21 protein-coding genes are annotated in these 22293 nt (G+C 58.1%); 13 read left to right on the top strand and 8 right to left on the bottom strand.

Annotated features, from left to right (window positions below; genetic code table 11):
* Positions 1-13 precede the first annotated feature (13 nt).
* The gene (locus tag AC6I8V_RS25465) at positions 14-2263 is read left to right on the top strand and encodes a hypothetical protein (protein WP_497846722.1); all 2250 of its coding nucleotides are present in this window, start codon (positions 14-16) and stop codon (positions 2261-2263) included.
* A 17-nt stretch (positions 2264-2280) separates the two neighbouring features.
* Here AC6I8V_RS25465 and otnK read toward each other — a convergent pair whose 3' ends face one another.
* Both otnK and AC6I8V_RS25455 read right to left on the bottom strand, forming a co-directional pair.
* Positions 2281-3546, bottom strand: a complete 1266-nt coding sequence (gene otnK / locus AC6I8V_RS25460) for a 3-oxo-tetronate kinase (RefSeq protein ID WP_497846721.1) — start codon at positions 3544-3546, stop codon at positions 2281-2283.
* Positions 3540-4214, bottom strand: coding sequence for an aspartate/glutamate racemase family protein (locus tag AC6I8V_RS25455; protein ID WP_497847046.1), 675 nt, complete (start codon positions 4212-4214; stop codon positions 3540-3542). The genes otnK and AC6I8V_RS25455 overlap by 7 nt, the downstream gene beginning before the upstream one ends.
* Before the next feature lie 196 nt (positions 4215-4410).
* On the opposite strand from AC6I8V_RS25455, the gene AC6I8V_RS25450 reads away from it, so the two are divergent.
* Positions 4411-5661, top strand: coding sequence for an alpha-hydroxy acid oxidase (locus AC6I8V_RS25450; protein ID WP_497846720.1), 1251 nt, complete (start codon positions 4411-4413; stop codon positions 5659-5661).
* The gene (locus AC6I8V_RS25445) at positions 5661-6353 is read left to right on the top strand and encodes a substrate-binding domain-containing protein (RefSeq protein ID WP_497846719.1); all 693 of its coding nucleotides are present in this window, start codon (positions 5661-5663) and stop codon (positions 6351-6353) included. The genes AC6I8V_RS25450 and AC6I8V_RS25445 overlap by 1 nt, the downstream gene beginning before the upstream one ends.
* Here AC6I8V_RS25445 and AC6I8V_RS25440 read toward each other — a convergent pair.
* Positions 6350-7384, bottom strand: coding sequence for a LacI family DNA-binding transcriptional regulator (locus tag AC6I8V_RS25440; protein ID WP_497846718.1), 1035 nt, complete (start codon positions 7382-7384; stop codon positions 6350-6352). The genes AC6I8V_RS25445 and AC6I8V_RS25440 overlap by 4 nt on opposite strands.
* A 264-nt stretch (positions 7385-7648) precedes the next feature.
* On the opposite strand from AC6I8V_RS25440, the gene AC6I8V_RS25435 reads away from it, so the two are divergent.
* From AC6I8V_RS25435 to AC6I8V_RS25395, 9 genes are all read left to right on the top strand, one after another.
* Positions 7649-8956: an MFS transporter gene (locus AC6I8V_RS25435; protein WP_497846717.1), complete on the top strand. Its 1308-nt coding sequence runs from the start codon at positions 7649-7651 to the stop codon at positions 8954-8956.
* Between the two features lie 11 nt (positions 8957-8967).
* The gene (otnC, locus tag AC6I8V_RS25430; protein WP_497846716.1) at positions 8968-9606 is read left to right on the top strand and encodes a 3-oxo-tetronate 4-phosphate decarboxylase; all 639 of its coding nucleotides are present in this window, start codon (positions 8968-8970) and stop codon (positions 9604-9606) included.
* 30 nt (positions 9607-9636) lie between these two features.
* Positions 9637-10788: a lactonase family protein gene (locus tag AC6I8V_RS25425; RefSeq protein WP_497846715.1), complete on the top strand. Its 1152-nt coding sequence runs from the start codon at positions 9637-9639 to the stop codon at positions 10786-10788.
* Between the two features lie 55 nt (positions 10789-10843).
* On the top strand, positions 10844-11551 hold the full coding sequence (locus AC6I8V_RS25420) for a hypothetical protein (RefSeq protein WP_497846714.1): 708 nt from the start codon (positions 10844-10846) through the stop codon (positions 11549-11551).
* Between the two features lie 135 nt (positions 11552-11686).
* Complete coding sequence (locus AC6I8V_RS25415) at positions 11687-13093, top strand: c-type cytochrome (protein WP_497846713.1); 1407 nt, start codon at positions 11687-11689, stop codon at positions 13091-13093.
* The gene (locus AC6I8V_RS25410; protein ID WP_497846712.1) at positions 13083-13607 is read left to right on the top strand and encodes a sugar dehydrogenase complex small subunit; all 525 of its coding nucleotides are present in this window, start codon (positions 13083-13085) and stop codon (positions 13605-13607) included. The genes AC6I8V_RS25415 and AC6I8V_RS25410 overlap by 11 nt, the downstream gene beginning before the upstream one ends.
* The gene (locus AC6I8V_RS25405) at positions 13604-15241 is read left to right on the top strand and encodes a GMC family oxidoreductase (protein ID WP_497846711.1); all 1638 of its coding nucleotides are present in this window, start codon (positions 13604-13606) and stop codon (positions 15239-15241) included. The genes AC6I8V_RS25410 and AC6I8V_RS25405 overlap by 4 nt, the downstream gene beginning before the upstream one ends.
* A 400-nt stretch (positions 15242-15641) precedes the next feature.
* The gene (locus tag AC6I8V_RS25400; RefSeq protein ID WP_497846710.1) at positions 15642-15857 is read left to right on the top strand and encodes a YgdI/YgdR family lipoprotein; all 216 of its coding nucleotides are present in this window, start codon (positions 15642-15644) and stop codon (positions 15855-15857) included.
* Positions 15858-15966: 109 nt separating this feature from the next.
* Positions 15967-16533, top strand: coding sequence for a hypothetical protein (locus AC6I8V_RS25395; RefSeq protein ID WP_497846709.1), 567 nt, complete (start codon positions 15967-15969; stop codon positions 16531-16533).
* 35 nt (positions 16534-16568) lie between these two features.
* On the opposite strand, the gene AC6I8V_RS25390 is transcribed toward AC6I8V_RS25395, so the two are convergent.
* From AC6I8V_RS25390 to AC6I8V_RS25375, 4 genes are all read right to left on the bottom strand, one after another.
* Positions 16569-17669 (bottom strand): NAD(P)/FAD-dependent oxidoreductase, encoded by a 1101-nt coding sequence (locus AC6I8V_RS25390; RefSeq protein WP_497846708.1) that lies wholly within the window; start codon positions 17667-17669, stop codon positions 16569-16571.
* Positions 17670-17684: 15 nt separating this feature from the next.
* Positions 17685-18428, bottom strand: coding sequence for an amino acid ABC transporter ATP-binding protein (locus AC6I8V_RS25385; protein ID WP_497846707.1), 744 nt, complete (start codon positions 18426-18428; stop codon positions 17685-17687).
* Entirely contained in the window at positions 18425-19225 is an 801-nt protein-coding gene (locus AC6I8V_RS25380) for an amino acid ABC transporter permease (RefSeq protein WP_497846706.1), read from the bottom strand. Before AC6I8V_RS25380 ends, AC6I8V_RS25385 begins: the two co-directional genes overlap by 4 nt.
* 68 nt (positions 19226-19293) lie before the next feature.
* Positions 19294-20109 (bottom strand): ABC transporter substrate-binding protein, encoded by an 816-nt coding sequence (locus AC6I8V_RS25375; RefSeq protein WP_497846705.1) that lies wholly within the window; start codon positions 20107-20109, stop codon positions 19294-19296.
* A gap of 483 nt (positions 20110-20592) precedes the next feature.
* On the opposite strand from AC6I8V_RS25375, the gene AC6I8V_RS25370 reads away from it, so the two are divergent.
* The gene (locus AC6I8V_RS25370) at positions 20593-21390 is read left to right on the top strand and encodes an arylamine N-acetyltransferase family protein (protein ID WP_497846704.1); all 798 of its coding nucleotides are present in this window, start codon (positions 20593-20595) and stop codon (positions 21388-21390) included.
* On the opposite strand, the gene AC6I8V_RS25365 is transcribed toward AC6I8V_RS25370, so the two are convergent.
* Positions 21329-22264, bottom strand: a complete 936-nt coding sequence (locus AC6I8V_RS25365) for a LysR family transcriptional regulator (RefSeq protein WP_497846703.1) — start codon at positions 22262-22264, stop codon at positions 21329-21331. The genes AC6I8V_RS25370 and AC6I8V_RS25365 overlap by 62 nt on opposite strands.
* Positions 22265-22293: the final 29 nt, after the last annotated feature.

The raw sequence follows: 22293 nt of genomic DNA, 5'->3' as shown, positions 1-22293 counted from the left end.
AAACGGAATGTCTATGGAAACCGATGGCGTCACAAACACCTTTTTACCCGGTACCGCGGCGGGCACCTCTGGCGCAGCGCTTGTCTCAGTGCAAAATGCAAAAAACAGCGCTGCCACTCCGCAAAGTTTTGTTCCGGCCATAACTGTCCCCAGCATCCCCCACGACGAAAGGTCGTGTCTGCCAGCGCTAACCACGAATTTCTCGTTTTACTACAAGGAAGTCTTCCGGACGGCGCCTTATGAATTTTGTCCCAATCACACCAACATCATGCGAAAAATTCTCGACCAGTTCACCGACGCGCAGTTTGAGGGTGTGACGCTGTCACAACTGCTGGATGCCGTACCGCCGGACCCGATTAACAATAAAAAACTGATAAACAGAGACGCCGTAAGGAACGCTTTTAAAGAACGAATGGCGCGGGTGAGTATCGCCAAAAGCCCCGTCACGCCTGGGGAGATCAACCAGGTCAAGTGCCTGTGGCGTCGCTATGGCAACGCCTCCTGTATCGTCGCCAGGGTGGTCATGCTGCGGCGATCGTCCGGGTTTGCTTCGCTGAATCTGTCTGATGAGAAGCTGGCCTTTATTCTCAGCCAACCCGTGTTCGGCGTGACGCAACATAAGCTGAATCTCGCCAGGAAAGTAGTGAGAAAGTACATACCGCCGGATATTCAGGCCTGGCACAGTGCTAATAAGGAATTATTCAGTGAAGAAAACGTCAGGAAGTACACATGGGCCACGCAGCTGAGCATCAGCACGCTCCCGGCGAAGTTGCGGCCGCTGCAATTGTTAAGCCTCCTGCTGAATGAGGTTCGTTATGATGTGGGTATTTCGCTGGTCAGCAGCGCGTTAATCGCAGCCAGAGAGAGACTCCCCAGCGCCGCGGAGGTGGTTGCCATGATATTTGCCGATGCGCCACCGCCCGAAAATACCGCCCCGCCGACAGAGGTGGCCGCGACGCAACCTCAACCCAAACGTCTGAAAGCCAGCCAGCAAGAATTCAGCGCGCCAGAAAGTGTGGCGACGCAGGAGCCGGACATAAATATAGAATCCGTTCTGGCAGAGAGCTGGAGAAAGCTGACAAAAAGGCTCCACGCGGTGACGCTGGTAAAAGAGCTGGTGTACCGGCTCGACGACGAGGTACTTCAGGCGATCACCATCGGGGATGTGGACAATTTTATGCAGGGCAAAGGGGTCGAGTTAAATCAGGGCACGCTCAGCGGCATCCTCGACAGCGCGCGGGCGAAGCCCGCTGCTGAGGTGGTGCAACTGATTAAACACCGCTGGAACGATCCCGACCACCATACGCAACCCATGCCATTCCGGCTCCTCCAACTGCTCAGCCATCCTGATATTTTACGTGCAAACCTGGTGACGCCGGTGCTGAAGCGGGGGCTACAGGAGGCGGGCATCATCATCAGCGTGGCAATAAAGAGGCTGGTTTTTGCGGCCATTGAGGCCCAGATCACGCTGGAGCTGGCGCAATCTTTTGCCGACCACTGCCGGGCCATCGTCAGAGGCGCGCGATCCTGGCAGCTGTTATGGCTGCTGCGTCAATTACCCGCCCGATACAAGGCGATCTCCGAGGAGCAGGTAGTGCTGCTGCTGCAACTGGCGGGGATGCGGATAAGTTTAAGGGGGGTCAAAACGGCGCTGGAAATCTTTCGCGCGGAGACCACGCCCGAGGAGGTGCAGTGGATTGCGGAGGGGCTGGCTGAGTATCCGCGCCCCGCCAACCACAAAAACGCCAGGAGCCATCTGACATGGTTGTACCAGCTACTCGGCCGACCGGGCTATCCGCAGGCGGAAATGCGGCTGGGGCCGGTATTTATCGCGTTGGAACGAAATGATCAGCGTCAGGAGTCACAATATCTGGGCCTGCTTTTGGCCGCGCTCAAAGTTTCGTACCGGCATGAGGATCTGGTCTGGTTTAGCGATAAGTACGATGCATTACAGCCGCAATATTTCCCCAATCAGCCCAAAAGGCTGGCCCAGCTGCTGGTTGGCGAGGAGGTACCGGAGCAGTTAAAACCGTTTAAAACGACATCGCCGGTTTTGCTGCGTTTTCTGTTAGCGACGGATCATGGCGAACCTTTTTCAACGGTGGACCGCGCCATCCGACTTGCCCGCCAGCAAGTCACGGACAGCGCTACGCCGCCTGACAATAAAGAAGAAATCGCCACTGACTTTTTGCCTGAATTTATACCGATGCCGGAAGAGGCCTCCCCGCAGGCAACGTTAATCAACTTTGCGTTGCCTGAATAAGTCAGGCGCGGGCCAGCTTAACCCGCGCCCAGCTTCGCCAGCGCATGATGGAAAAAGCCCACCCGGCCAAAATTTCCAGACTTCAGCGCCAGCGCCAGCGGCGTTTTCTCTGCGGCGAACAGGGCTGGTACGCCAGGATCGATCTCGTCACCCACCCGCAGTTTGCCGAGGTCCAACGCGCTGACCACCGCGCCGGAGGTTTCGCCGCCGCCGACCACCAGACGTTGTATCCCTCGCTCATAAACCAGTTTTTTCGCCGTCTCGCCAAACAAGCGATCAAGCGCTGCTGAAATCGCCGGCTGACCATAGCGCTGCTGGGCCATTTTAATGGTGTCAGGATCGCCGGAGGAGAAGACCAGCGGGCACCGATCCTGATTGGCGATGATAAACGCCACCAATGTCTCCGCATCGATGGTCCCCTCCATCACTGCATCAAGGGCAACAGGCATCACCGCCCAGTGCTTCTTATGTTCTTCAATCTGGCTAAGGGTGGTGCCTGAACAGCTGCCTACGAGGATCGCTCCCGGTCCGGGCAGTGCCGGTTGTGTCGGCTGGCCGCCGCTGGCTTTGCCTGCCTGAATAAAATGATGCGGCAGGGCGCTGGCAATCCCCGAGCCGCCGCTGATCAACCGTGCTCCGGCGGCAGCGATGCCGATGCGGGTTAAATCCTGATCGGTGATCGCATCGGTCACCAGCAGAGCGGCGTCGTCACCCTGCAATGCCTGACGTATCGCCTCGCTGCCCTGCATGACCTGCTGCCAGCTGATAAAACCAACCGGCGTGCTGGCCTGACGCGCCAGCACCCGACGGATATCCGCATCGGTCATCGGGGTGAGGGGATGATGTTCCATGCCGGATTCATTCAGCAGGCGGTCACGCACAAAAAGATGTCCCTGATACAGCGTGCGGCCCATTGCCGGAAAGGCCGGACAGACGATAACGCGACGCGCGCCCAGCCTCGCTGCCAGCGCATCCAGCACCGGGCCGATATTGCCGTCATCGGTCGAGTCAAAAGTGGAACAATATTTAAACACGATCTGCTCGCATCCCTGATCCAGCAGCCAGTCGCAGGCCGCCAGTGACTGACGCACCGCCTCAGCGGCGGGGAGAGAGCGGGATTTCAGCGCTACCACGCCCGCCTCGACATCCGGCGCGGCCGGTTGCGTTGGCAGGCCGAGATACTGCGTGGTACGCAGGCCACCTTCCGCTGGCAACCCTTTGGACAGGGTCACCGCGATATCGCTGGCACCGGTAAAATCATCGGCAATCACCCCGATCAACATAATGCGGCTCCTTTTGCGGTTACCAGCCGCTTCATTTTATCCACCGCCGCATGGGGTGCGGTGAGTACCGGGACGCTGAGCTGGCTTCTCACCGCGTCGGCCGCCTGGGAGGTGGAAAAATGCGCCAGCATAATCACATCACAATGGCTGAGCTGCGGCGCAGCCTGTGCCACCAGATGGTTATGGCGTGCCACATCGCCCTGACGCAGCAGATCGATGGCGTCCGGCACCAGCACCGTTTCCAGCCGGGCAGGGGAGCCGGTCAGCGAGGCGTAATGGTCGAATTCGTCCTTCATGGTGACCAGCGACGGGCCGAAGGTAGCCAGCATCCCTATCCGCTGCCCCTGTTGCAGCGCCGCTTCGAACATCGCTTCGTTAGGTTTCAGCACCGGAACCGGCACGCTTTCCGCCAGCGCATCGATCGCCGGGCCGAACGCCGAGCAGGTGACAAGAATGCCCTGCGTCTGCATGGCATAGCCGTATTGGCCGAGGGCGACAAAGCGATCGATGAGGGTCGGCGACAGCCGTTCTTCCTTCGCCCGGTCAAGGGTCAGGCCGTCATCCAGCAGATTGACCACCTCGGCTTCAGGCCAGTTAGCGCGGAAAGCGCTTTGCACCGGTGCCATCGCCACCGGCGTTGCGTGCAGTAAAACAATTCGTGTTCCCATCATTATCCCCATCACCAGGCTGTTGAGCTGTATCTCTACAACACCATAACTTGCGCAACATGAAAATGTAAGTGCTTACAAAATTACTCACAAGGTGACAACGATCACATAAAAAAACATCATTTCTGTCAGGATTAAGTGGGATGCATTCATTGGAATGCGCAATTTGAAATCGCTTACACGCTGAGAGCGCACTATGACAACACATGGAGAGACGACCCCGTTAAGCAGAGCGGTGACCCCGGAAGCGCAGGCCCGCCCGGCGAATACGGTGCCACGGCAATTTCGCGATCTGCTGGCGCTGGAAGACTTTGAACGACATGCGCGTAAACGCTTACCCAATATGATTTATCAGTACGTGGCGGGCGGCGTGGAAACCGGACGGGGGATCGCTGCTGCGTATGAGGCCTATCAGCAATATGTTTTTGTGCCGCGAATGTTCCGCGACGTGTCAGGGCGTGACCAGAGCGTCAATCTGTTTGGTCATCACTGGTCGCATCCGTTTGGCGTCGCGCCGCTGGGCGGTGCCTCGTTCGTCAGCTATCGCGCCGACATCATGCTGGCGCGCGCGGCGCGCGCCATGAACGTGCCGATGATTCTCAGCGCCTCCTCACTGATCCCGCTGGAAGAGGTGATTGCCGAGAACCCGAACGCCTGGTTTCAGGCCTATCTGGCGGGTGACCAGCCGCGCATCGATCGGCTGGTGGATCGCGTCGCCAACGCCGGATATCAGACGCTGGTGGTCACCGGCGATACGCCGATGCTGGGTAACCGCGAGCACAACACGCGCAGCGGTTTCAGTATGCCGATCAAAATCACGCCGCAAGTGATGTGGCAAAGCGCGCTCAGCCCGCGCTGGTTGCTTGGCACCGTGGCACAAACCTTTATGCGTCACGGTGCGCCGCACTTTGAAAATACCGATGCCGAACGCGGGCCACCGATGATGTCAGGCAAGGTGCGTAACACCAACGCACGTGACAGGCTGAGCTGGAAGCATGTCGAAGCGATCCGCAAAAAATGGCCGGGCAATCTGGTGATCAAAGGTCTGATGTCGCCGGATGATGCGTTTATCGCCCGCGATCTCGGGGCTGACGCGGTGATCCTCTCCAACCACGGTGGTCGTCAGCTCGACCATACCGTGCCGCCGCTGCATACCCTGGCGGAGATCGCTGCTGCTAAAGGCAATATGAAGGTGATTATCGACAGCGGCATCCGCCGTGGCACCGATGTGATGAAAGCGATGGCGCTCGGCGCTGATTTTGTTTTCCTTGGCCGTCCGTGGCTGTACGGCGCGGTGATCGGTGCACAGGCGGGTATCGAACATGGTATGCATATTCTGCGCGATGAGATCGACCGCGATATGGCGTTGATAGGCGTAACCCATCCCGCGCAGCTGGATAAATCGCTGCTGCGCCGCGCCCCGTTTTTTGCCCGTGAGGAGGCGTAATGTCGGCATTAACCCTGTTTAGCGCGCTGACGATCCGCGCGCCGTTCGATCGTCTCGTGACGCTCTGGCAGGCTACGTATCCGCAGGTCGGGCTGAATTGCCACTGGCATCCCAGCAGCGTGATTGAGAACAAAATCAACGCCGGAAACAGCGGGGATGTGGTGATTGCCACGGTTGAGACGCTGGACCGGCTGATAGCGGCAGGACTGGCCGACGGGCACAGCCGTATCGAGCTGGTGGATTCCCCGATTGGCCTGGCGGTGCGTCACGGCGCGCCAAAACCCGCCATCAACGATACCGCGGCGCTGGTGCAAACCCTGCTGGCGGCGCGATCGGTGGCGTGGTCAGCAGCGGGCGCCAGCGGCGTCTATTTTGCCGACCTGCTAAAAACGCTGGAGATTGATGCCGCGCTGCGCGCGCGCGGTACGGTAATCCCGGCGGGTTTCACCGCTGAACAGCTGGTCAGCGGCAGGGCGGATTTGGCGGTGCAGCAAATCAGCGAGCTGCTGATGGTGGAGGGCATTGAGATAGTCGGGCCGCTGCCGCCGGAGGTACAGCGCCCTATTTCGCTTTCGGCGGCGGTGCTGACAAGCGCCGCACAACCGCCAACTGCGGCCAGGCTGCTGGCCTGGCTGAAGACCCCTGCCGTGACGGATATCTTCAGCCATTACGGGCTGGTGAGCCGTCATTAACCTGTCTGGCGGGGCACCGAACCACTGCTGCCCCGTACAATCAGTTCGGTTTTGATCTGCGTGTGGCGCTGCGCGGGCTGGTTGTTCAGCGTCGCCAGCAGGTATTCAGCGGCGTGCACGCCGATGGAGGCCAGATCGACGCGCATGGTGGTCAGCGGATGGTCCAGATGCTCGGCGTATTCGTAATCGTTAAAACCCACAATCGAGATGTCATTGGGGATGCGCAGGTAGCGTTCGCTGGCCGCGCGCATCGCGCCAAAGGCCAGCAGGTCGTTGCCGCAGATGATGGCGGTGGGCGGCTCAGGGCCATCCAGCAGGGTGAAAACCGCCTTACGCGCATCGTTCATGCTGTATGCATTATCAATCAGATGGCTATCCGGCAGCGTCAGCCCCTGTTCCGCCAGCGCTTTGCGCGTGCCATACAGACGATCGGAGATACGATCGTTCGAAGGCGGTGTCCCGACAATCACGCCAAACCGGGTGTGTCCCAGCGCCAGCAGATGGTTAGCAATGGTCTGGGCGGCACCTTCGCTGTCATACCCGACGCAGGGTTTTTCGCTATCCTGGGAAAAGGTCTGCACGCAGGGTAAATCCTGGAGCGTAATGCGCTCCCACAGCCGGGGATGGTGGGTATGGCCCACCAGCATCAGGCCATCGATCCCATACTCAATCAGTTTGTTGACCTCTTTCAGCTCGATATCGGGATCGAAATTGGAGTTCGCCAGCAGCAGGGTATAGCCCGCGTCGTGGATCAGTTGCTGAAACGCGGCCAGCGGACGGGAAAAGGTTTCGGTAGCCAGCGTCGGCACCACCGCACCAATCGTCATGCTGCGGCGTGAGGCGAGGGTGCGCGCCGCGCGGTTGATGACGTATCCCAGCTCCTCACATGCCTTCTCCACGGCCGCACGACTCTTCGCCTTCACGGTAGAACTGCCGTTCAATACGCGTGAGACGGTAGCGGTAGAGACACCGGAAAGATGGGCGACATCCTCCAGCGAGACGCGTCCGGATCCATTCTGCTTTTCACTCATCAAGTCACTCCTGTTGAAACAGTGAGCTTGCCCACAAAATTTGCAGGCAACTGCACCTCAATTTTGAAAGCGCTTACTTTTGCCTTGACTCCATTTTGTAATCGCTTACTTTTTACATCATGTTATCAGGTTGGGGGTGCCTGCTCACGTTTTATTAACAGTTTCATGACGTCTCCCCCTGGTTGTAAACAAAAAGTCTCTGATGACCGCCGCGCGGCAGCAGAGCCTGTTGTTACTCATCAATAAATCATAAAGGAATTCACCATGCGCAGATATCCACGTATTCGCTGGTTGATGATCGTGTTCTGCTTTTTCGCCATCGCTATCAACTACATCGACCGTATCAACCTGGCGATTGCCGCTCCCCACATCAAAGCTGACCTCGGGCTGGATGATGTCAGCATGGGGCTGATTCTTGGGGCTTTCTTCTGGACCTACGCGCTGCTGCAAATTCCGGCGGGGCGCATTATCGATAAACTCGGCACCCGTGCCGGCCTGGCGTTAGCTGTCGGCTGGTGGTCGCTATTTACCGTGTTTACCGCGTTTGGTAAAGGCTTCACCTCCATCTTTGCGGCACGCCTGATGCTCGGCGTGGGCGAGTCCGGCGGCTATCCGGGGTGTGCCAAGGTGGTGTACAACTGGTTCGCGAAGCGGGAACGCGCCACGGCCAGCGGCATCTTCGATGCCGGTCCGCGTGCCGGTAGCGCGCTGGCGCTGCCGCTGGTGGCCTGGCTGATCAGCACCTGGGGCTGGGAAACTTCATTTATGGTGACCGGGGCCATCGGCCTGGTATGGGTGGCAATCTGGCTGGTGTTCTACCGCGAACCGGAAGAGATGCAAGGGCTGGACGAAACCGAACGCCAGAACCTGCTGAACGATCGCGCCGCGCCGACGTCCCACGACAACGACAACGTGAAGATTGGCGCGCTGTTCCGCTACCGTACGGTGTGGGGCATGATGATCGGCTTCTTCTGCATGAACTTCGCCACCTATTTCTTTGTCACCTGGTTCCCGACCTATCTCACCATGGCGCACGGTTTCTCGCTGAAAGAGCTGGGCACGCTGGGGGCCATCCCGGCATTGATGGGCATTCCCGGCAGCCTGCTGGGCGGCGTGGTGTCGGACTGGCTGTATCGCAAAGGCTTCAGCCTGACCACCGCGCGCAAAACCTGTCTGATCGGCGGCATGTTGCTCTCCTCGGTGATCGCCTTTGCCGCCTTTACCGACAGTATCACGGTGATCCTGACGCTGTTCTCCCTGACCTACGCCGGACTGGCGTTTACCGCCGCCAATATCTGGACCTTACCGGCTGACGTGGCGCCGGGTTCCGGTTATGTGGCCACACTCGGCGGTATCCAGAACTTTGCCGGGAACCTCGCCGGGATCGTTACCGCTTCCTTTACCGGCCTGATGCTGACCCTGAGCCACGGCTCCTTCGTTATCCCGTTGCTGGTGGCGGGCGGCATCTGTCTGTTCGGTGCCCTCAACTTCATGTTCATCATCGGCAAAATCGAACCGCTCAAACTCGCCCCGGCTGACGGCGTGCGTGCAATGGCCACAGCCAGCAAATAAGGAGATCCCCTATGAAAAGTGAAAACCAGATACGTGATGAGATCGTTCAGGTCGGCGCTGACCTGTTTAACCGCGGCTACACCACCGGCACCGCCGGTAATATCAGCGCGCGGCTGGAGGATGGCTGGCTGATTACCCCGACCGACGCCTGTCTTGGTCATCTGGCACCAGAACGCATCGCTAAGGTTAACCGCGACGGCGAGTGGGTCTCCGGTGATAAACCGTCGAAAACGCTGCTGCTGCATCGCCAGATTTACGACCGTAATCCAGACGCGCACGGCGTGGTGCACACCCATTCCACGCATCTGGTGCAGCTGACGCTGGCCGGGGTATGGCAACGCGACAGCATTCTGCCGCCGCTGACGCCGTATCAGGTGATGAAGGTGGGACGCATCCCGCTGATTGGCTACTGCCGCCCCGGTCATCCTGCGGTGGCGGAGCAGGTGGCCGGGCTGGCGAATGCGGTACGCGGCGTGATGCTGGAACGCCTCGGGCCGGTCATCTGGGGCGACTCGGTCTCTGCCGCCAGCTTTGCGCTGGAGGAACTGGAAGAAACCGCGCGTCTGTGGCTGAACTGCGTGGACAAACCTGCCGCGTTGCCGCCAGCGGCAGTGGCGGAGTTGTGCCAGCACTTCAGCACCCGCTGGTGATTCCTTCCCGCTATTCATTAAGAGAAAAACATGAAAAAAATCGTATTTGCGGCAGGCATGATGCTGTTTGCTTCATCATTGATGGCGCAGGAAAAACCAAGCTACGTGTATGTCTCCAACGGCGACAGCGGCACCGTCACCGGCTACAGCCTTGACAAAACCCACCACCGTCTGCACCCGATCGGCGCCTGGCCAACCGGACTGAAAAGTATGCCAATGGTGGTCTCGAACGATAAAAAGACATTGTATGTCTCGGTACGCAGCCAGCCTTATCACGTCTCAGCATGGCGCATCGGCGCGGATGGCACGCTAAGCCATTTCGCCGATACGCCGCTGCCGGAAGCGATGGCTTACCTGGCGCTGGATAAAACCGGTCGCTTTCTGCTGTCGTCCTCGTATGGCGGCGACCTGTTCAGCATCAACCGCATCGCTAATGATGGCAAAGTGGAAAGCGCGCCCGTGCAGGTGGTGCATACCGGCAAACGCGCTCACTCCATCCAGACCGATCCCAGCAACCGTTACCTGTTTGTACCGCTACTGGGCGCCGATCAGCTGCTACAGTTTCGTTTTGCTGCCGCCAGCGGCACAGTCAGCGCCAACACGCCCGGCTTTATCAATATCCAGCGTGAAGCGGCCAGCGGGCCACGCCATTTTGTCTTCGCACCGGCGCGGGATGGCAAAGGAGAGCAGAACATGTATCTGCTGACCGAAATGGCGGGCAATATCTCGCGCCTGACGCTGAACGATGACGGCACCATGACCGAACATGAAGCGACACCAGCGCTCGATCCGGCGATTGCGCAACATATGCAACGCGGTGAGGCGCGACCGCTGACTGGTGACGACGATCTGCCGCCGTCGGCCAAACCGCGCCTGTGGCAGGCCGATATTCATATCACACCGGACGGACGTTTCCTCTATTCCACTGAGCGGACCAGCAGCCATATCACCGCCTTTCGCATCGCAAAAGATGACGGTCGTCTGCAATTAATTAACAGCACGCCAACCGAAACGCAGCCGCGCGGGTTTGCTATAGATAATAGCGGGCGTTATTTAATCGAGTCCGGACAGAAATCGAACCACATCGCGCTTTATACCATTAACCAGGAGAGTGGCCGGCTTTCTTTAATTGAGCGAGTACCCACTGGCGCGGGCGCTAATTGGGTGACCATTGTCGAGTGATTAAGCATCAATGCCATTACGTCCGGTGATAAATAGCTTTAAACAAGGAGTTTTCATGTCCGAAATTCGCCCGGCGCTGCTGCGCGCCGCTTTATTTTCTGCCTTATTGAGCGTGGGATTATCGACTTATGCGGCAGAAACCGGGGTTGCCACCCACCTTGAGCCGCTGCATCACGTGATTCTGGAAAATAAATACGTCACCGTGATGCGCGTGCTGATCCCGCCGGGACAAAGCACCTTTTTTCATGAACAACATCTCGATTATGTGAATACCCATATCGAAGGCAGTCCGGTGAAAATTGAGTATCCGAATAAACCAGCAAACAACACCGAAATGAAAAGCGGCAACGTTAAATTTGGTGCACATCAGGGTAAATCGGAGACGGACAAAGTCACTAACACCGGTAATAACGTCAACCATCAGGTCGCGTTTGAGATCAATATTCCCGGACCGCAGCATTTTGGCGGCGCTACCCGCCCGGCCAGCACGGCGTTTCAGCAGGTGTTAGATAAGCCAACGGTGAAAGGCTGGAAAGTGACGCTGAAACCGGGAGAAAGCACCGGCGACTATGTGCAGCATGGCCCCGGCGTGCGGGTGTTCTTTACTGAAGGCCGGGTGCTGATTGCCGATCATGCGCATCCGAACCGGGTTAAAGAAGTGTGGGTGCACCCTGGTGATGCCTTCCTCACCGAGCCTGGTCGCGTCGATCTCACGGCCGGTAGTGACCAGAATATCGTCTTTAATGATTATGAGTTGTTGTAGCCAATTTAAAATTGTTTCATTTATGTATCTATAACGTAATCAGATTTCTGATAATGTGTATCCCTGCGGAAAATACCGCAGGGATACGATCACAATTTAAACAATTCTAATTATTATTTACCGGAAGCAATTAAAATGAAGGCAAGAAAGGTTAGACGGTGTTGTCTGCCTTTCGCGTTGAGCATGTTGTTGTCAGCCACATTTTCAGCCCACGCTGAAAGTGCGACTGACGCTGCGACGCTTATTGCGAAAGGCAAGTATCTGGCTATTGCAGCAGACTGTGGAGCCTGCCATACCCCACCAGAGAAAGGGGCTGCCATGAGTGGGGGATATATTATCTCCTCACCGCTGGGCAATATCATTTCGAGTAATATTACGCCATCAAAAATCGCAGGAATTGGTAATTATAGTGAAGCCGATTTTGCTATGGCGGTCAGGGAAGGAATTAATAAACAGGGTCAGCATCTGTATCCGGCGATGCCGTATACTTCTTATGCAAAAATTAGCGATGAAGATATTCATGCGCTTTACGCTTATTTTATGCACGGGGTAAAGCCGGACGATAATATTCCTGCACAAACTGATTTACCTTTCCCGTTTAATATCCGTGCCAGCATGTTCGCCTGGAATCTGTTGTTCGCGGATAACGCGCGATTCACCCCGCAGGCGGCTGCATCAGCGGCAGTGAATCGTGGTGATTATCTGGTCAATGCGCTGGCCCACTGCGATACCTGCCATACACCGCGCAATGCGCTAATGGCGCAGAAAAACGACCAGGCGCTGGCAGGCGGCAGCCTGGGCAGCTGGTATGCGCCGAATATCACGCCGGATCGCGTGGCGGGGATCGGTAACTGGAGCGATGCCGAGATCGCCCAATACCTGAAAACCGGGCATGTGGCGGGCAAAGCCCAGGCGGCGGGACCGATGGCCGAAGCGGTGGAGCACAGCCTGCAATATCTGTCGGATGACGACATCAATGCGATGGTCGCCTACCTGCGGCAGATCCCGGCGGTAAGTCAGTCAGGCACTGAGTCGCGTGATCATCAGGGGCAACCCGCCAGCGACGAAGCGGCGCAACGCGCCAGTAAAAACCCTGATGCGGGCTGGCAGGTTTACGCCAGCACCTGCGCCAACTGCCATCAGCCGGATGGCGCGGGCAACGCCATCTATCCTTCGCTGTTTCACAACTCCGCCACCGGCGCGGCGCAGACCGATAACCTGATCGCCGCCATCCTGTACGGCGTGCATCGTAACGTCGATGGCAAACCGGTAGATATGCCGGGCTTTGGCCCGGATGGCCTGTTTACCGATCGTCTGACCGATCAGCAAATCGCCGACGTCAGCAATTACGTGCTGAAAAACTTTGGCAATGCCCAACTCAGCGTCACCGCAGATCAGGTGAAAAGCGTACGCGAAGGGGGCGAACGCCCGCTGATTGCCCGTGTTGCGCAGTCGCTGGTCTGGGGCGGCGCGCTGGTGGTGCTGATCATCATTGTGCTGGCCGTTCTGATTTCGCGCAGGAGAAAACATCATGGCGCATAACATTTCCCTTTCACGACGTCGGTTGTTACAGGGGATGGGCATCCTTTCGCTGGGTGCCATGTGCAATACGATTTTCCCGGCTCGCGGTCTGGCGGCGGAGCAGATGGCGGATAACCCGTTCCTCGCGGTATCCGGTTTTCTTGTCAGCCGTCCGGTCAGCCCGATCCTTGGTCAGCGCTACTACGCGGCGCTGATGCGTCACGATGCGCAATTCAGCCAGAAACTGGCGGCGCTTAACAGCGTGTTGCAACAGCAGAAATTTGCCCACGTCGATGATTTCCTTGCCGTAACCGCCAGTGATAATCCTGTCTGGCAAACCGCGCGCACCCTCATCTCCGCCTGGTATTCCGGGGTGGTGGGCGAGGGTAGCGACCTCGAGCTGATTGCCTATGCCGATGCCCTGATGTATCTGCCCACCCGTGATGTGCTGGTGGTGCCGACCTATGGCGGCGGACCTTTCTATTGGGCAGTAACGCAACCGGGCAAAGTGGCAACAGCAGGAGAACGCGCATGAGTGCAGCAAAAAAAGATGCAGACGTCATCATCATTGGTTCTGGCGTGATGGGCGGTCTGATTGCCACCCAACTGGCGAAAGCGGGCAAGTCAGTGATCATTCTGGAGGCGGGGCCGCGCGTTTCGCGTCAGGAGATCGTTGAACGCTTCCGCAATTCACCGTTTAAGATGTCACTGACCAACATCAAATTGCAGGGCGTGGGGTCGCCTTATCCCAACCCACCGCACATTCCCTCCACCTACGGCGATTATCTGCAACAGGTGGGGCCGGTGAAGTATTCCACTAAGTATCTGCGCGTGGTGGGCGGCACGACGTGGCACTTCGGCTCGGCGCTGTGGCGCATGATCCCCAACGATTTCAAACTTAACACTCTGTACGGGCGCGGGCGCGACTGGCCGTTTGGTTATGATGAGCTGGAGCCGTGGTATGGCAAAGCCGAGCATGAACTCGGCGTGTCTGGCGTGGATGGACAGGACGAAAGCGGACAGGGCGGTAAAGCCTGGCCGCCGCGTTCCACCCCTTTCCCGATGCCGGGTTTACCTACCAGCTATATGTTCGACCGGCTGAGCGACATGCTGGGCAAAGGGGGCTATAACCCGGTGCTGGAACCGAACGGTCGTGCCACGAAACCCTGGGGTAAACGTCCGATGTGCGCCGGGAACAACAACTGCAACCCGGTGTGCCCGATCGCCGCCAAGTACGATGGCTCGATGCATATCGATGAGGCCGAGCGGCTGGGGGCGACGCTGCTGGATAATTCGGTGGTCTACCGTATTGAAGCGGGTGACGACGGGAAGATCACCGGCGTCTGGTACAAAAAACCGGATGGCTCGGAACATCATCTGACTGCCGATTATTTTGTGCTGGCGGCGTACGGCATCGAATCGCCGAAGCTGCTGCTGATGTCCACTTCGGATAAGTATCCCAACGGCATTGCCAACTCTTCCGATCAGGTGGGGCGTAACCTGATGGGGCATACCGGTATCAGCATGAACGTGATGATGGCGGAAGATGTCTGGCCGGGCCAGGGACCCACCGAGCTGCTGGTGTATCTCAACAACCGTGATGGCGCGTTCCGCAAGGATTTCCCCAGCTACAAGATCAAGGTGCGTAACACCGTGCCGACCGCCGATTACACCGCCTCGCTGATCGCCAAAGGGGTGCTGGGATCGAAGCTGGATGAGGAGATCCGTCGTCAGTCGGCGCGTTCGCTGAATTTCGCGATCGACTTCGAAACGCTGCCCTTGCCGGAAAACCGCGTAACGCCAAGCAAAACCAAAAAGGATGCGATTGGTATTCCGCTGCCGGAGATTTATTACAGCGTCACCGATTACTGGCACGCGGGTAAGGAGGAGGGGATTAAGGATTTTAACAAATTCGCCGAACTGCTGAATGCGGAGATTCTGTCTATCGACACCAAATATCAGGATCGTCAGCACATCATGGGCACCACCATTATGGGCGATGATGCGAAAAACTCGGTGGTGGACAGGGATTGCCGTACGCATGACCATGCTAATTTGTGGATCGCCGGAACCAGCGTAATGCCTTCTGCTTCATGTATGAACCCGACTCTGACCGGCGCGGCGCTGAGCCTGCGTCTGGCGGAGCATATGCTGAAAACAATGGGTTGATGTCTGCGACCCGGTCTCAGGCCGGGTCGCCATGAATGGCGACCCTACGCGTGAGTCTTGTCGGATGCGCATCTGGATTGGGCAATTCATTACCTAGGGTGCGCATTTATGCGCACCCTAAAGGGTTACACCTCATGCCAGCAATGGGTGAGCGGGCCTCCAGTCCCCGCGCTATCCGGGAAAGGCAGCTGGCTGATGCGTTGTTAATTGATCTGCTCAGGTATTTTTTAATTTTCTAATATGTTAGGGACGTGCGTTTTATTAGGGATTAATTAAATATTCCCTAAATAAATAAAGCTGATGCGTCGCCGCCAGTTTTTTCATAAGTTAATATTTCCGCAAGCGCAGAATCTTATTGTCTACAATGTATCTTTATAAACCACACCAGAAAGGCTCTCACATGAAAAAACTTTCCTTATTGGCCATCGTCGCCGCCACGGCGCTGCTGGCGGGCTGTGCCAGCGATTATATTATCCAGACACGCAGCGGCGAAATGATTGTCACCAAAGGCAAACCGGAAACGGACAAGGCGACCGGACTGGTAACCTATAAAGACGCAGGCGGCAATACTCACGAAATTAACCGCGACCAGATTAAACAAATGATTGAGAAGTAACCGGGAATGCCGGTACGTCAGTACCGGCACAGCCATAAATATTGCGTCAACATTGCCGATAACCCTGGCAGGAAATGATTTTCACTGCCAAGGGAGAACATCGGTCGCCATGAAAAGAGTAGAACGTGATTTTGTGAGCCTGTTTAACTGTCTCTGGTATCAGGATTTTCCGGTGCGGGAAGGACAGTATGTCAACCGGGCTAACTGGACCATCCATATCGGGCTGGTTATTCGCCAGTGCGCGAATTTATTAGGCGCTAAAGCCTATTTTGAGCAGGGCAACAGAACCGACGCGGTAATGAAGTACCCGGACGATCAGATCCTCTCCAATGTCGAATGGGAGTGGATCTCGGCCTATAAGCCAAAGGTGAACGAGCTGGATAAGCTTAAGGAGAAGTGGGAGGAGCCGTTTTTCAGCACCTTTATTTCTTATAGCCAGAAAGAACATGTGCAGACGGTGATCCAGCGGGCCAGCAAAATCTGGGGCGATAGCGATAAGGCCCTGATATTTTTTCTGATCACCTTCCATACCGAAAAAGGCCATCGCGCCTTTGATGAACTGCAAACCCATGTTTTCGTGCGCGGCCGCCATAAGCGCATCCGCAAGCAACCGGCTTTGCCGTGGAACATCGTGCGCAGCAAATTCAATGAAGCCGTCGATGCGGATATCGGGTGAGACAGTCTGGCCGGTCACTCTGACCGGCCATCACCTCAGTTAAAACGTTCAGGACGAAATGTTGCCAGCATCGGGTGTTTCTCGCCGCTGATGATCTCCTGGGCCAATAATTCGCCAGCAATCAACGCCAGGGTAGCACCCGAATGGGTGAAGGCGACAAAACAGCCTGGCACCTGCTGCAATTCGCCCAGCACCGGTTCACCGTCACCGGGGATCGGTTTGTATCCCATCTTCCAGCTCTGCGCCTGCAAGGGCGTGTCGTTCAGCAGCAGTTTATCCGCCTCCTGCACCAGCTGGTTAACCACGCTCTCATCGATATGAAAACCGCCATCCGCCAGCGGCAGGATGTCGTTTTCATACCAGTCATGATCCAGCGCCAGCGTGTTGCCCGGATTTGGCCGCACCGCGGCACGCGGCGTATTCAGCACCGCGTGCAGATCCTGATCGGCAGGCGCGGTGATCACCAGCATCGAGAGCGGCGAACCGTTGGGAATGGTGACGCCGAGCGGGGCTACCACGTCGGGCGTGGCGGGCCCGCAGGCCACCAGCACCGCATCGGCGCGGAATTCACCTTTTGCACAGCGCACGCCGCAGGCGCGGCCCGCGTGGGTTAACACTTCGCCCTGGCTAGCGTGTTCGATAATTTCCGCTCCGAGCGCGCGCAGCTGTTGCGCCAGAAAGGCGACCAGATGCGGCAGACTGACCCAGCCTTCGCCCGGATTGAAAATCGCCTCGCCGGTCAGCGCGGCAGGATTAACCTGCGGCAGATGGTTGTTAGTGACGAGGTGTGAATCGTAGCCGTGCGCCGTCTCATACGCATGGCGCGCGTGGAGGGCGGCGTTCGCGCTGGCGCTCCAGAACACGCCGCCGTCAAAACGCAGCCAGTCGCGTGTGGGATCGTCAGCAAACAGCGTCCGATAGCGATCGATGCCCGCCATGCGTAACGCATGGTAGGCTTGTGAACGCTCTCCGGCAGAGTTGAGCCACGACAGCGACCGGCCAGAGGCGCCGGAGCATAGCTCAGCCTCGGTGATCAGCGTCACCGCCGCGCCCCGTTTCGCCAGCTGCAACGCGCTGGATACGCCGAGCACGCCGCCGCCCAGCACCACTACACGAGCCTGATTTTCTACCGCCATTGTTCGATTCCTTGTTCACAGCACTTCAGAAAGAAAACGTTGCAGACGCGGCGACTGAGGAGCATCAAACAGGTCGGCAGGGGTGCCAACCTCGATAATCTCGCCTTCGTCCATAAACACCACCTGATCAGCGACTTTGCGGGCAAAACCCATTTCGTGGGTGACCACCACCATCGTCATGCCGCGTCGGCACAGGTCGGCCATCAGGGTCAGCACGCCTTTCACCAGCTCGGGATCGAGCGCCGAGGTGGCCTCATCAAACAGCATTACCTCCGGGTCCATCGCCAGCGCGCGGGCAATAGCGACTCGCTGCTGCTGGCCGCCGGAAAGATCGCGCGGATGATGATCGGCACGCTGCCCCAGCCCCACGTCGTCCAGCCGCTGGCGCGCAATCGCCATCGCCTGCGCTTTCGGCAAACCTTTGACCTTCCACGGCGCCAGCGCCACGTTCTCCAGCGCGCTGTGATCGGGGAACAGGTTGAAGTGCTGAAACACCATGCCGATACGCAGACGCAGCGCGTCGGGTTTATCGCGCAGCACCGAGCGCCCGGCCAGCAGCACGTCACCGGATTTTGGTTCGTGCAGCCGGTTGATGCCGCGCAGCAGGGTGGATTTGCCCGATCCTGAGGGGCCGATAATGCAGGTGGTGGTGCCTGGCGCAACGCTGAGCGACACCCGGCGCAGCACCTCAATCGGTCCATAAGCCAGCGACAGCTCGCGCAGCTCAAGGCTGGCGCCTTTCCAGCTCGCTTCGTTCATGATTGCCCCCGGTCACTGATTAACAGCGCTTTGTTGGATCGCTTTTGCACTTCTTCCACCTCCTTCAGGCCGCTTTGTGGCGACGTCAGACGGCGGCGTCCGGTGCGGTAGCGCACGTCAACGTAGTTCACCATATGCGTCAGCGGCACGGTGATAATCAGATAGAACAGACCGGACATCATCAGCGGCGAGAGGTTGCCGGTCAGCACTGCCGCATCCTGGCCGACGCGAAACAGTTCGCGCTGGTTGGTCATCAGTCCCAGCAGGTAAACCAGCGAGGAATCTTTGATGATGGCGATGAACTGGTTAACGATGGCGGGCAGCACGCGGCGAATACCCTGCGGGATCACCACCAGCCGCATCGCCCGGCTGTAGCTCATGCCAAGGGCGCGACAGGCTTCCATCTGCCCGCGTTCCACGCTCTGAATTCCGGCGCGGAAGATCTCGCCCATATAGGCGCTGGCGATCAGACTGAGCGCAAAGATGCCAAGCGGATAAGGGGAGGGACCAAACAGCTGGTAGCTGAAGCGCGCTAATCCCTGACCGATCAGCAGAATGGTGAGAATTGACGGTAGCCCGCGAAACAGATCGGTATAGATGCGTGCGGGCAGGCGCAGCCAGCGCGAGGGCGAGATGCCCAGCAGCGCCAGCAGCAGGCCGAGCAGCGTCCCCAGCAGGGTCGCGGCCAGCGAGATGATCAGCGTGTTAACCAGGCCGGTCGCCAGCAGCTGCGGCAACACTTCCAGCATCGACGGCACATCAAAGAAGGTCCGGGAAAGAATGGTGAGCACGTCCATCGGCGTCTCCCTATAAGACGGGTGATGAGCGCACCCATCACCGGTGAAAAGACCAACGCTATGCAGCGTTACTGACCGCCAGGCAGATATTGCTTCGGCATGGGGGAACCGGGAAACCACTTCTCGTAGAGCTGTTTCCAGGTGCCATCCTGCATCGCCGCTTTGATGGCGGTATCCAGTGCGGCCTTAAACGCGGGTTTGTCTTTGGCGATGGCGACGCCCGCCGGGGCATCGAATGACGGGATATCGGCGGCGGAAACCAGTTTGTAGCGATCGGCATAGCTTTTCGCCGCTTCGTAATCGAGGAAGACCGCATCCAGCGTGCCGTTATTCATTGCCGACACGGCGGTGTTGTTGTCCGGGAAGCGCACCACATCGGTCTGGGTGAAGTGCTGCACCGCATAGTTTTCCTGCAACGTGCCCTGAATCACCCCCAGACGATGCTTCGCCAGCGTCTCAACATTGGTCACGCCGCTGTCCTTGCGCGTCAGCACCGTCAGATAACCGGCAAGATAGCCGGTGGAGAAATCCACGGTTTTCTGCCGTGCCGGGGTGATGCCAATCGCCGCGACGCCCGCATCGAACTGGCCGTTAGCTACGGCAGGCAGAATGGCGGAGAAATCCTGTCCGACAAAATCGACCTGGTTGATACCCATGCGGTGCGCCACGTTTTTGAAGAACTCGACATCAAAACCGGTGAACTGGCCGCTGGCGTCGGTGAAGGTATAGGGTTTGGAGTCGCCGACGCTGGCGACGCGCAGGTGGCCCGGCGACAGCAGGCCGTAAGGGTTGTCGTTGCTGGCGGCCAGCGTACTCACGGAAAACGAACACAAGGCGATGGCGGCGCCGAACAGGGCGCTCAGGTGCTGATTATGCGATTTCATAGCTCATCCGTTTTTGCAGGTTAAACATCAGAGTCTGTTGAGCCGGTAAGCTGTAATGTTTTTGAGACCGGTCTCAACGCAGGTGGCCCAGCGAGACGCAGAATAAGTGAGACCGGTCTCAGTGGGTGCAATAAGTTTAAGCACACCGATTTTTCAGCGTCAATCTTCCTGTCATCAACCTGTGATTCGAATTTATTATGACCCGCGGCGTGGGGTGGGGAGGCGGGAGGCGATCCGGCCCGAAACGTCATTCTGCGATTATTCAGGCAACTTATCTGCGGAACAGTCATCCGGCATGAATAACGTCGGGTGACGGCGCGCAGCAATAACCGGGGTTTATACCTTATGGATTATCAGTTTAGCTTCAAATAAATCAGAAAAGCTGATAACAATGGGCGCCTTTGCGTCTGCGATCGCACCAGAAAGAAAACCCTGTTTTATAGCAACGTTACGCTGTCTTTATCATCCACCAGGTAAGAATCAATGAATCCGACCAACACCCTCAGCTTATTCACCGCCGCGGCGAACCTCGCCGGACCTTTTGCGCCGCAGCTGGCTACGCTTAACGCCCTGAACCACGCCTGGCCGCAAACCATCCCGTTTGAAAACATCGAGGTGCTGCTGAACCGACCGCTCAGCATTGCGGTGGCGGATATTGCGGACAAACTCCTGATCAAAAGACGCGGCGGCTACTGCTTTGAACACAACCTGCTATTTAAACAGATCCTTGAGGAAGTGGGTTTCGCCGTTACGCCGCATCTTGCGCGGGTTGTCTGGGGACTGGATAAACCCGAAGCCACGCCGCAGACGCATATGCTGCTGATCGTCACGCTCGACGGCATCCGTTATCTGGTCGACGTCGGCTTTGGCGGCGTCAGTATGACGGCGCCTTTACGTCTGGAAGAGGGTGAGCAGCAGGGATTTGTGCTGACGCGAACCGGCGCGGACCAGTGGCTGCTCGCGCTGGGTGGCGCTGAACAGCACAGGCTGATGTACCTGTTTGATGAGCGCCCCTGTGAACAGGCCGATATCCTGGTTGCCAGCCATTTTGTCGCGACCTATGAAAGCTCGCTGTTTCGCCATAACCTGATGATGGCAGGGATTATTAACGGCGTTCAGCACAACCTGTTTAATCAGCAGCTGGTGATCCACGGGCCGGAAAAGATCGCGCGACAGGCGCAGTCGTTCGCGGAATTCAGCGCGCTGGTCAGCCCGTTCTTTAGTCGCCCGGACATCCTGAGTCGCGAGGATTTGCAGGCGATTTACCAGAAAATCGGCTGAGGTTGTGGCGCTGCAATCCCTCCAGCAGCGCCTGCACCGGCCGTGAACGCCTGCCCGCCGCGGAACACACCAGACCGAAGTCACGGTGGATGGCGGGCAGCAGCGGCATCACGCGCAGGCCGCGCTGATCCTCGGGCAGGGTCGATTCCGGCACCACCGCCACGCCCATGCCTTCGCGCACCAGCACGCAGGCGCTGGCCCAGTCGCGCACCGTCACCCGGATATCCGTCAGGCTGACTCCCGCCTGCGCCATCAGACTCTGCCCGTTAACGGCGCAGCCGCCGGTAGCAAGAATAAAGGGTTGGGCGGCCAGTTCCGCCAGGCTGATGCCGCTCGCGCTGGCCCGGCGTGCCAGCGGATGACTGGCGGGCAGCAGCGCCACCCAGGCATCCCGTCCCAGCAGCATCGCCGCCCGCTCAGGGGCGGGATTCAGCACCACGCCCAGCTCCACGGTGTCTGCGGCCAGCCACTGCTCCACCTCCTCGTCGCTGCCTTCCAGCGCCACCAGCTCAATACCGGGATGACGACGCCGGAAGTCGCGCAGCAGGCCAGGCAGGAGCAGCGAAATCACCGAGGGGAAACTCGCCAGACGGATGCGGCTGCCGTGGAGGCCGCGACTGTCGTCGGCCAGCGTACGAATGGCGTCCAGCTGCACCAGCATCTCCCGCGCGTGCTTAATCACCGGTTCACCCAGCGCCGTCAGGCCGATGTTGCGCCGTTCGCGGCTGAATACCGTGAATCCCAGCGAGCTTTCCAGCTGGGCGATGGCCTGGCTGGCCCCCGACTGGGTGATCCCTACGCGCTCCGCACCGCGTGAGATGTTGCCGGTCTCGGCCACGGCGACCAGCAGTTGCCAGTGCAGCAAATTCATCATGATGATCAGTAGCTCAGCTAATACCTAAG

Source organism: Pantoea sp. X-Soil-TKNS-1207 (genome assembly GCF_059730485.1).
Note: the sequence above shows the minus strand (reverse complement) of the source record. Positions and strands in the feature narration are given on the sequence as shown.

Coding starts and splice junctions, on each gene's coding strand:
- AC6I8V_RS25465 (WP_497846722.1), top strand. CDS start 14: ATGGAAACCGATGGCGTCACAAACACCTTTTTACCCGGTACCGCGGCG.
- otnK (WP_497846721.1), bottom strand. CDS start 3,546: ATGTTGATCGGGGTGATTGCCGATGATTTTACCGGTGCCAGCGATATC.
- AC6I8V_RS25455 (WP_497847046.1), bottom strand. CDS start 4,214: ATGGGAACACGAATTGTTTTACTGCACGCAACGCCGGTGGCGATGGCA.
- AC6I8V_RS25450 (WP_497846720.1), top strand. CDS start 4,411: ATGACAACACATGGAGAGACGACCCCGTTAAGCAGAGCGGTGACCCCG.
- AC6I8V_RS25445 (WP_497846719.1), top strand. CDS start 5,661: ATGTCGGCATTAACCCTGTTTAGCGCGCTGACGATCCGCGCGCCGTTC.
- AC6I8V_RS25440 (WP_497846718.1), bottom strand. CDS start 7,384: ATGAGTGAAAAGCAGAATGGATCCGGACGCGTCTCGCTGGAGGATGTC.
- AC6I8V_RS25435 (WP_497846717.1), top strand. CDS start 7,649: ATGCGCAGATATCCACGTATTCGCTGGTTGATGATCGTGTTCTGCTTT.
- otnC (WP_497846716.1), top strand. CDS start 8,968: ATGAAAAGTGAAAACCAGATACGTGATGAGATCGTTCAGGTCGGCGCT.
- AC6I8V_RS25425 (WP_497846715.1), top strand. CDS start 9,637: ATGAAAAAAATCGTATTTGCGGCAGGCATGATGCTGTTTGCTTCATCA.
- AC6I8V_RS25420 (WP_497846714.1), top strand. CDS start 10,844: ATGTCCGAAATTCGCCCGGCGCTGCTGCGCGCCGCTTTATTTTCTGCC.
- AC6I8V_RS25415 (WP_497846713.1), top strand. CDS start 11,687: ATGAAGGCAAGAAAGGTTAGACGGTGTTGTCTGCCTTTCGCGTTGAGC.
- AC6I8V_RS25410 (WP_497846712.1), top strand. CDS start 13,083: ATGGCGCATAACATTTCCCTTTCACGACGTCGGTTGTTACAGGGGATG.
- AC6I8V_RS25405 (WP_497846711.1), top strand. CDS start 13,604: ATGAGTGCAGCAAAAAAAGATGCAGACGTCATCATCATTGGTTCTGGC.
- AC6I8V_RS25400 (WP_497846710.1), top strand. CDS start 15,642: ATGAAAAAACTTTCCTTATTGGCCATCGTCGCCGCCACGGCGCTGCTG.
- AC6I8V_RS25395 (WP_497846709.1), top strand. CDS start 15,967: ATGAAAAGAGTAGAACGTGATTTTGTGAGCCTGTTTAACTGTCTCTGG.
- AC6I8V_RS25390 (WP_497846708.1), bottom strand. CDS start 17,669: ATGGCGGTAGAAAATCAGGCTCGTGTAGTGGTGCTGGGCGGCGGCGTG.
- AC6I8V_RS25385 (WP_497846707.1), bottom strand. CDS start 18,428: ATGAACGAAGCGAGCTGGAAAGGCGCCAGCCTTGAGCTGCGCGAGCTG.
- AC6I8V_RS25380 (WP_497846706.1), bottom strand. CDS start 19,225: ATGGACGTGCTCACCATTCTTTCCCGGACCTTCTTTGATGTGCCGTCG.
- AC6I8V_RS25375 (WP_497846705.1), bottom strand. CDS start 20,109: ATGAAATCGCATAATCAGCACCTGAGCGCCCTGTTCGGCGCCGCCATC.
- AC6I8V_RS25370 (WP_497846704.1), top strand. CDS start 20,593: ATGAATCCGACCAACACCCTCAGCTTATTCACCGCCGCGGCGAACCTC.
- AC6I8V_RS25365 (WP_497846703.1), bottom strand. CDS start 22,264: ATGATGAATTTGCTGCACTGGCAACTGCTGGTCGCCGTGGCCGAGACC.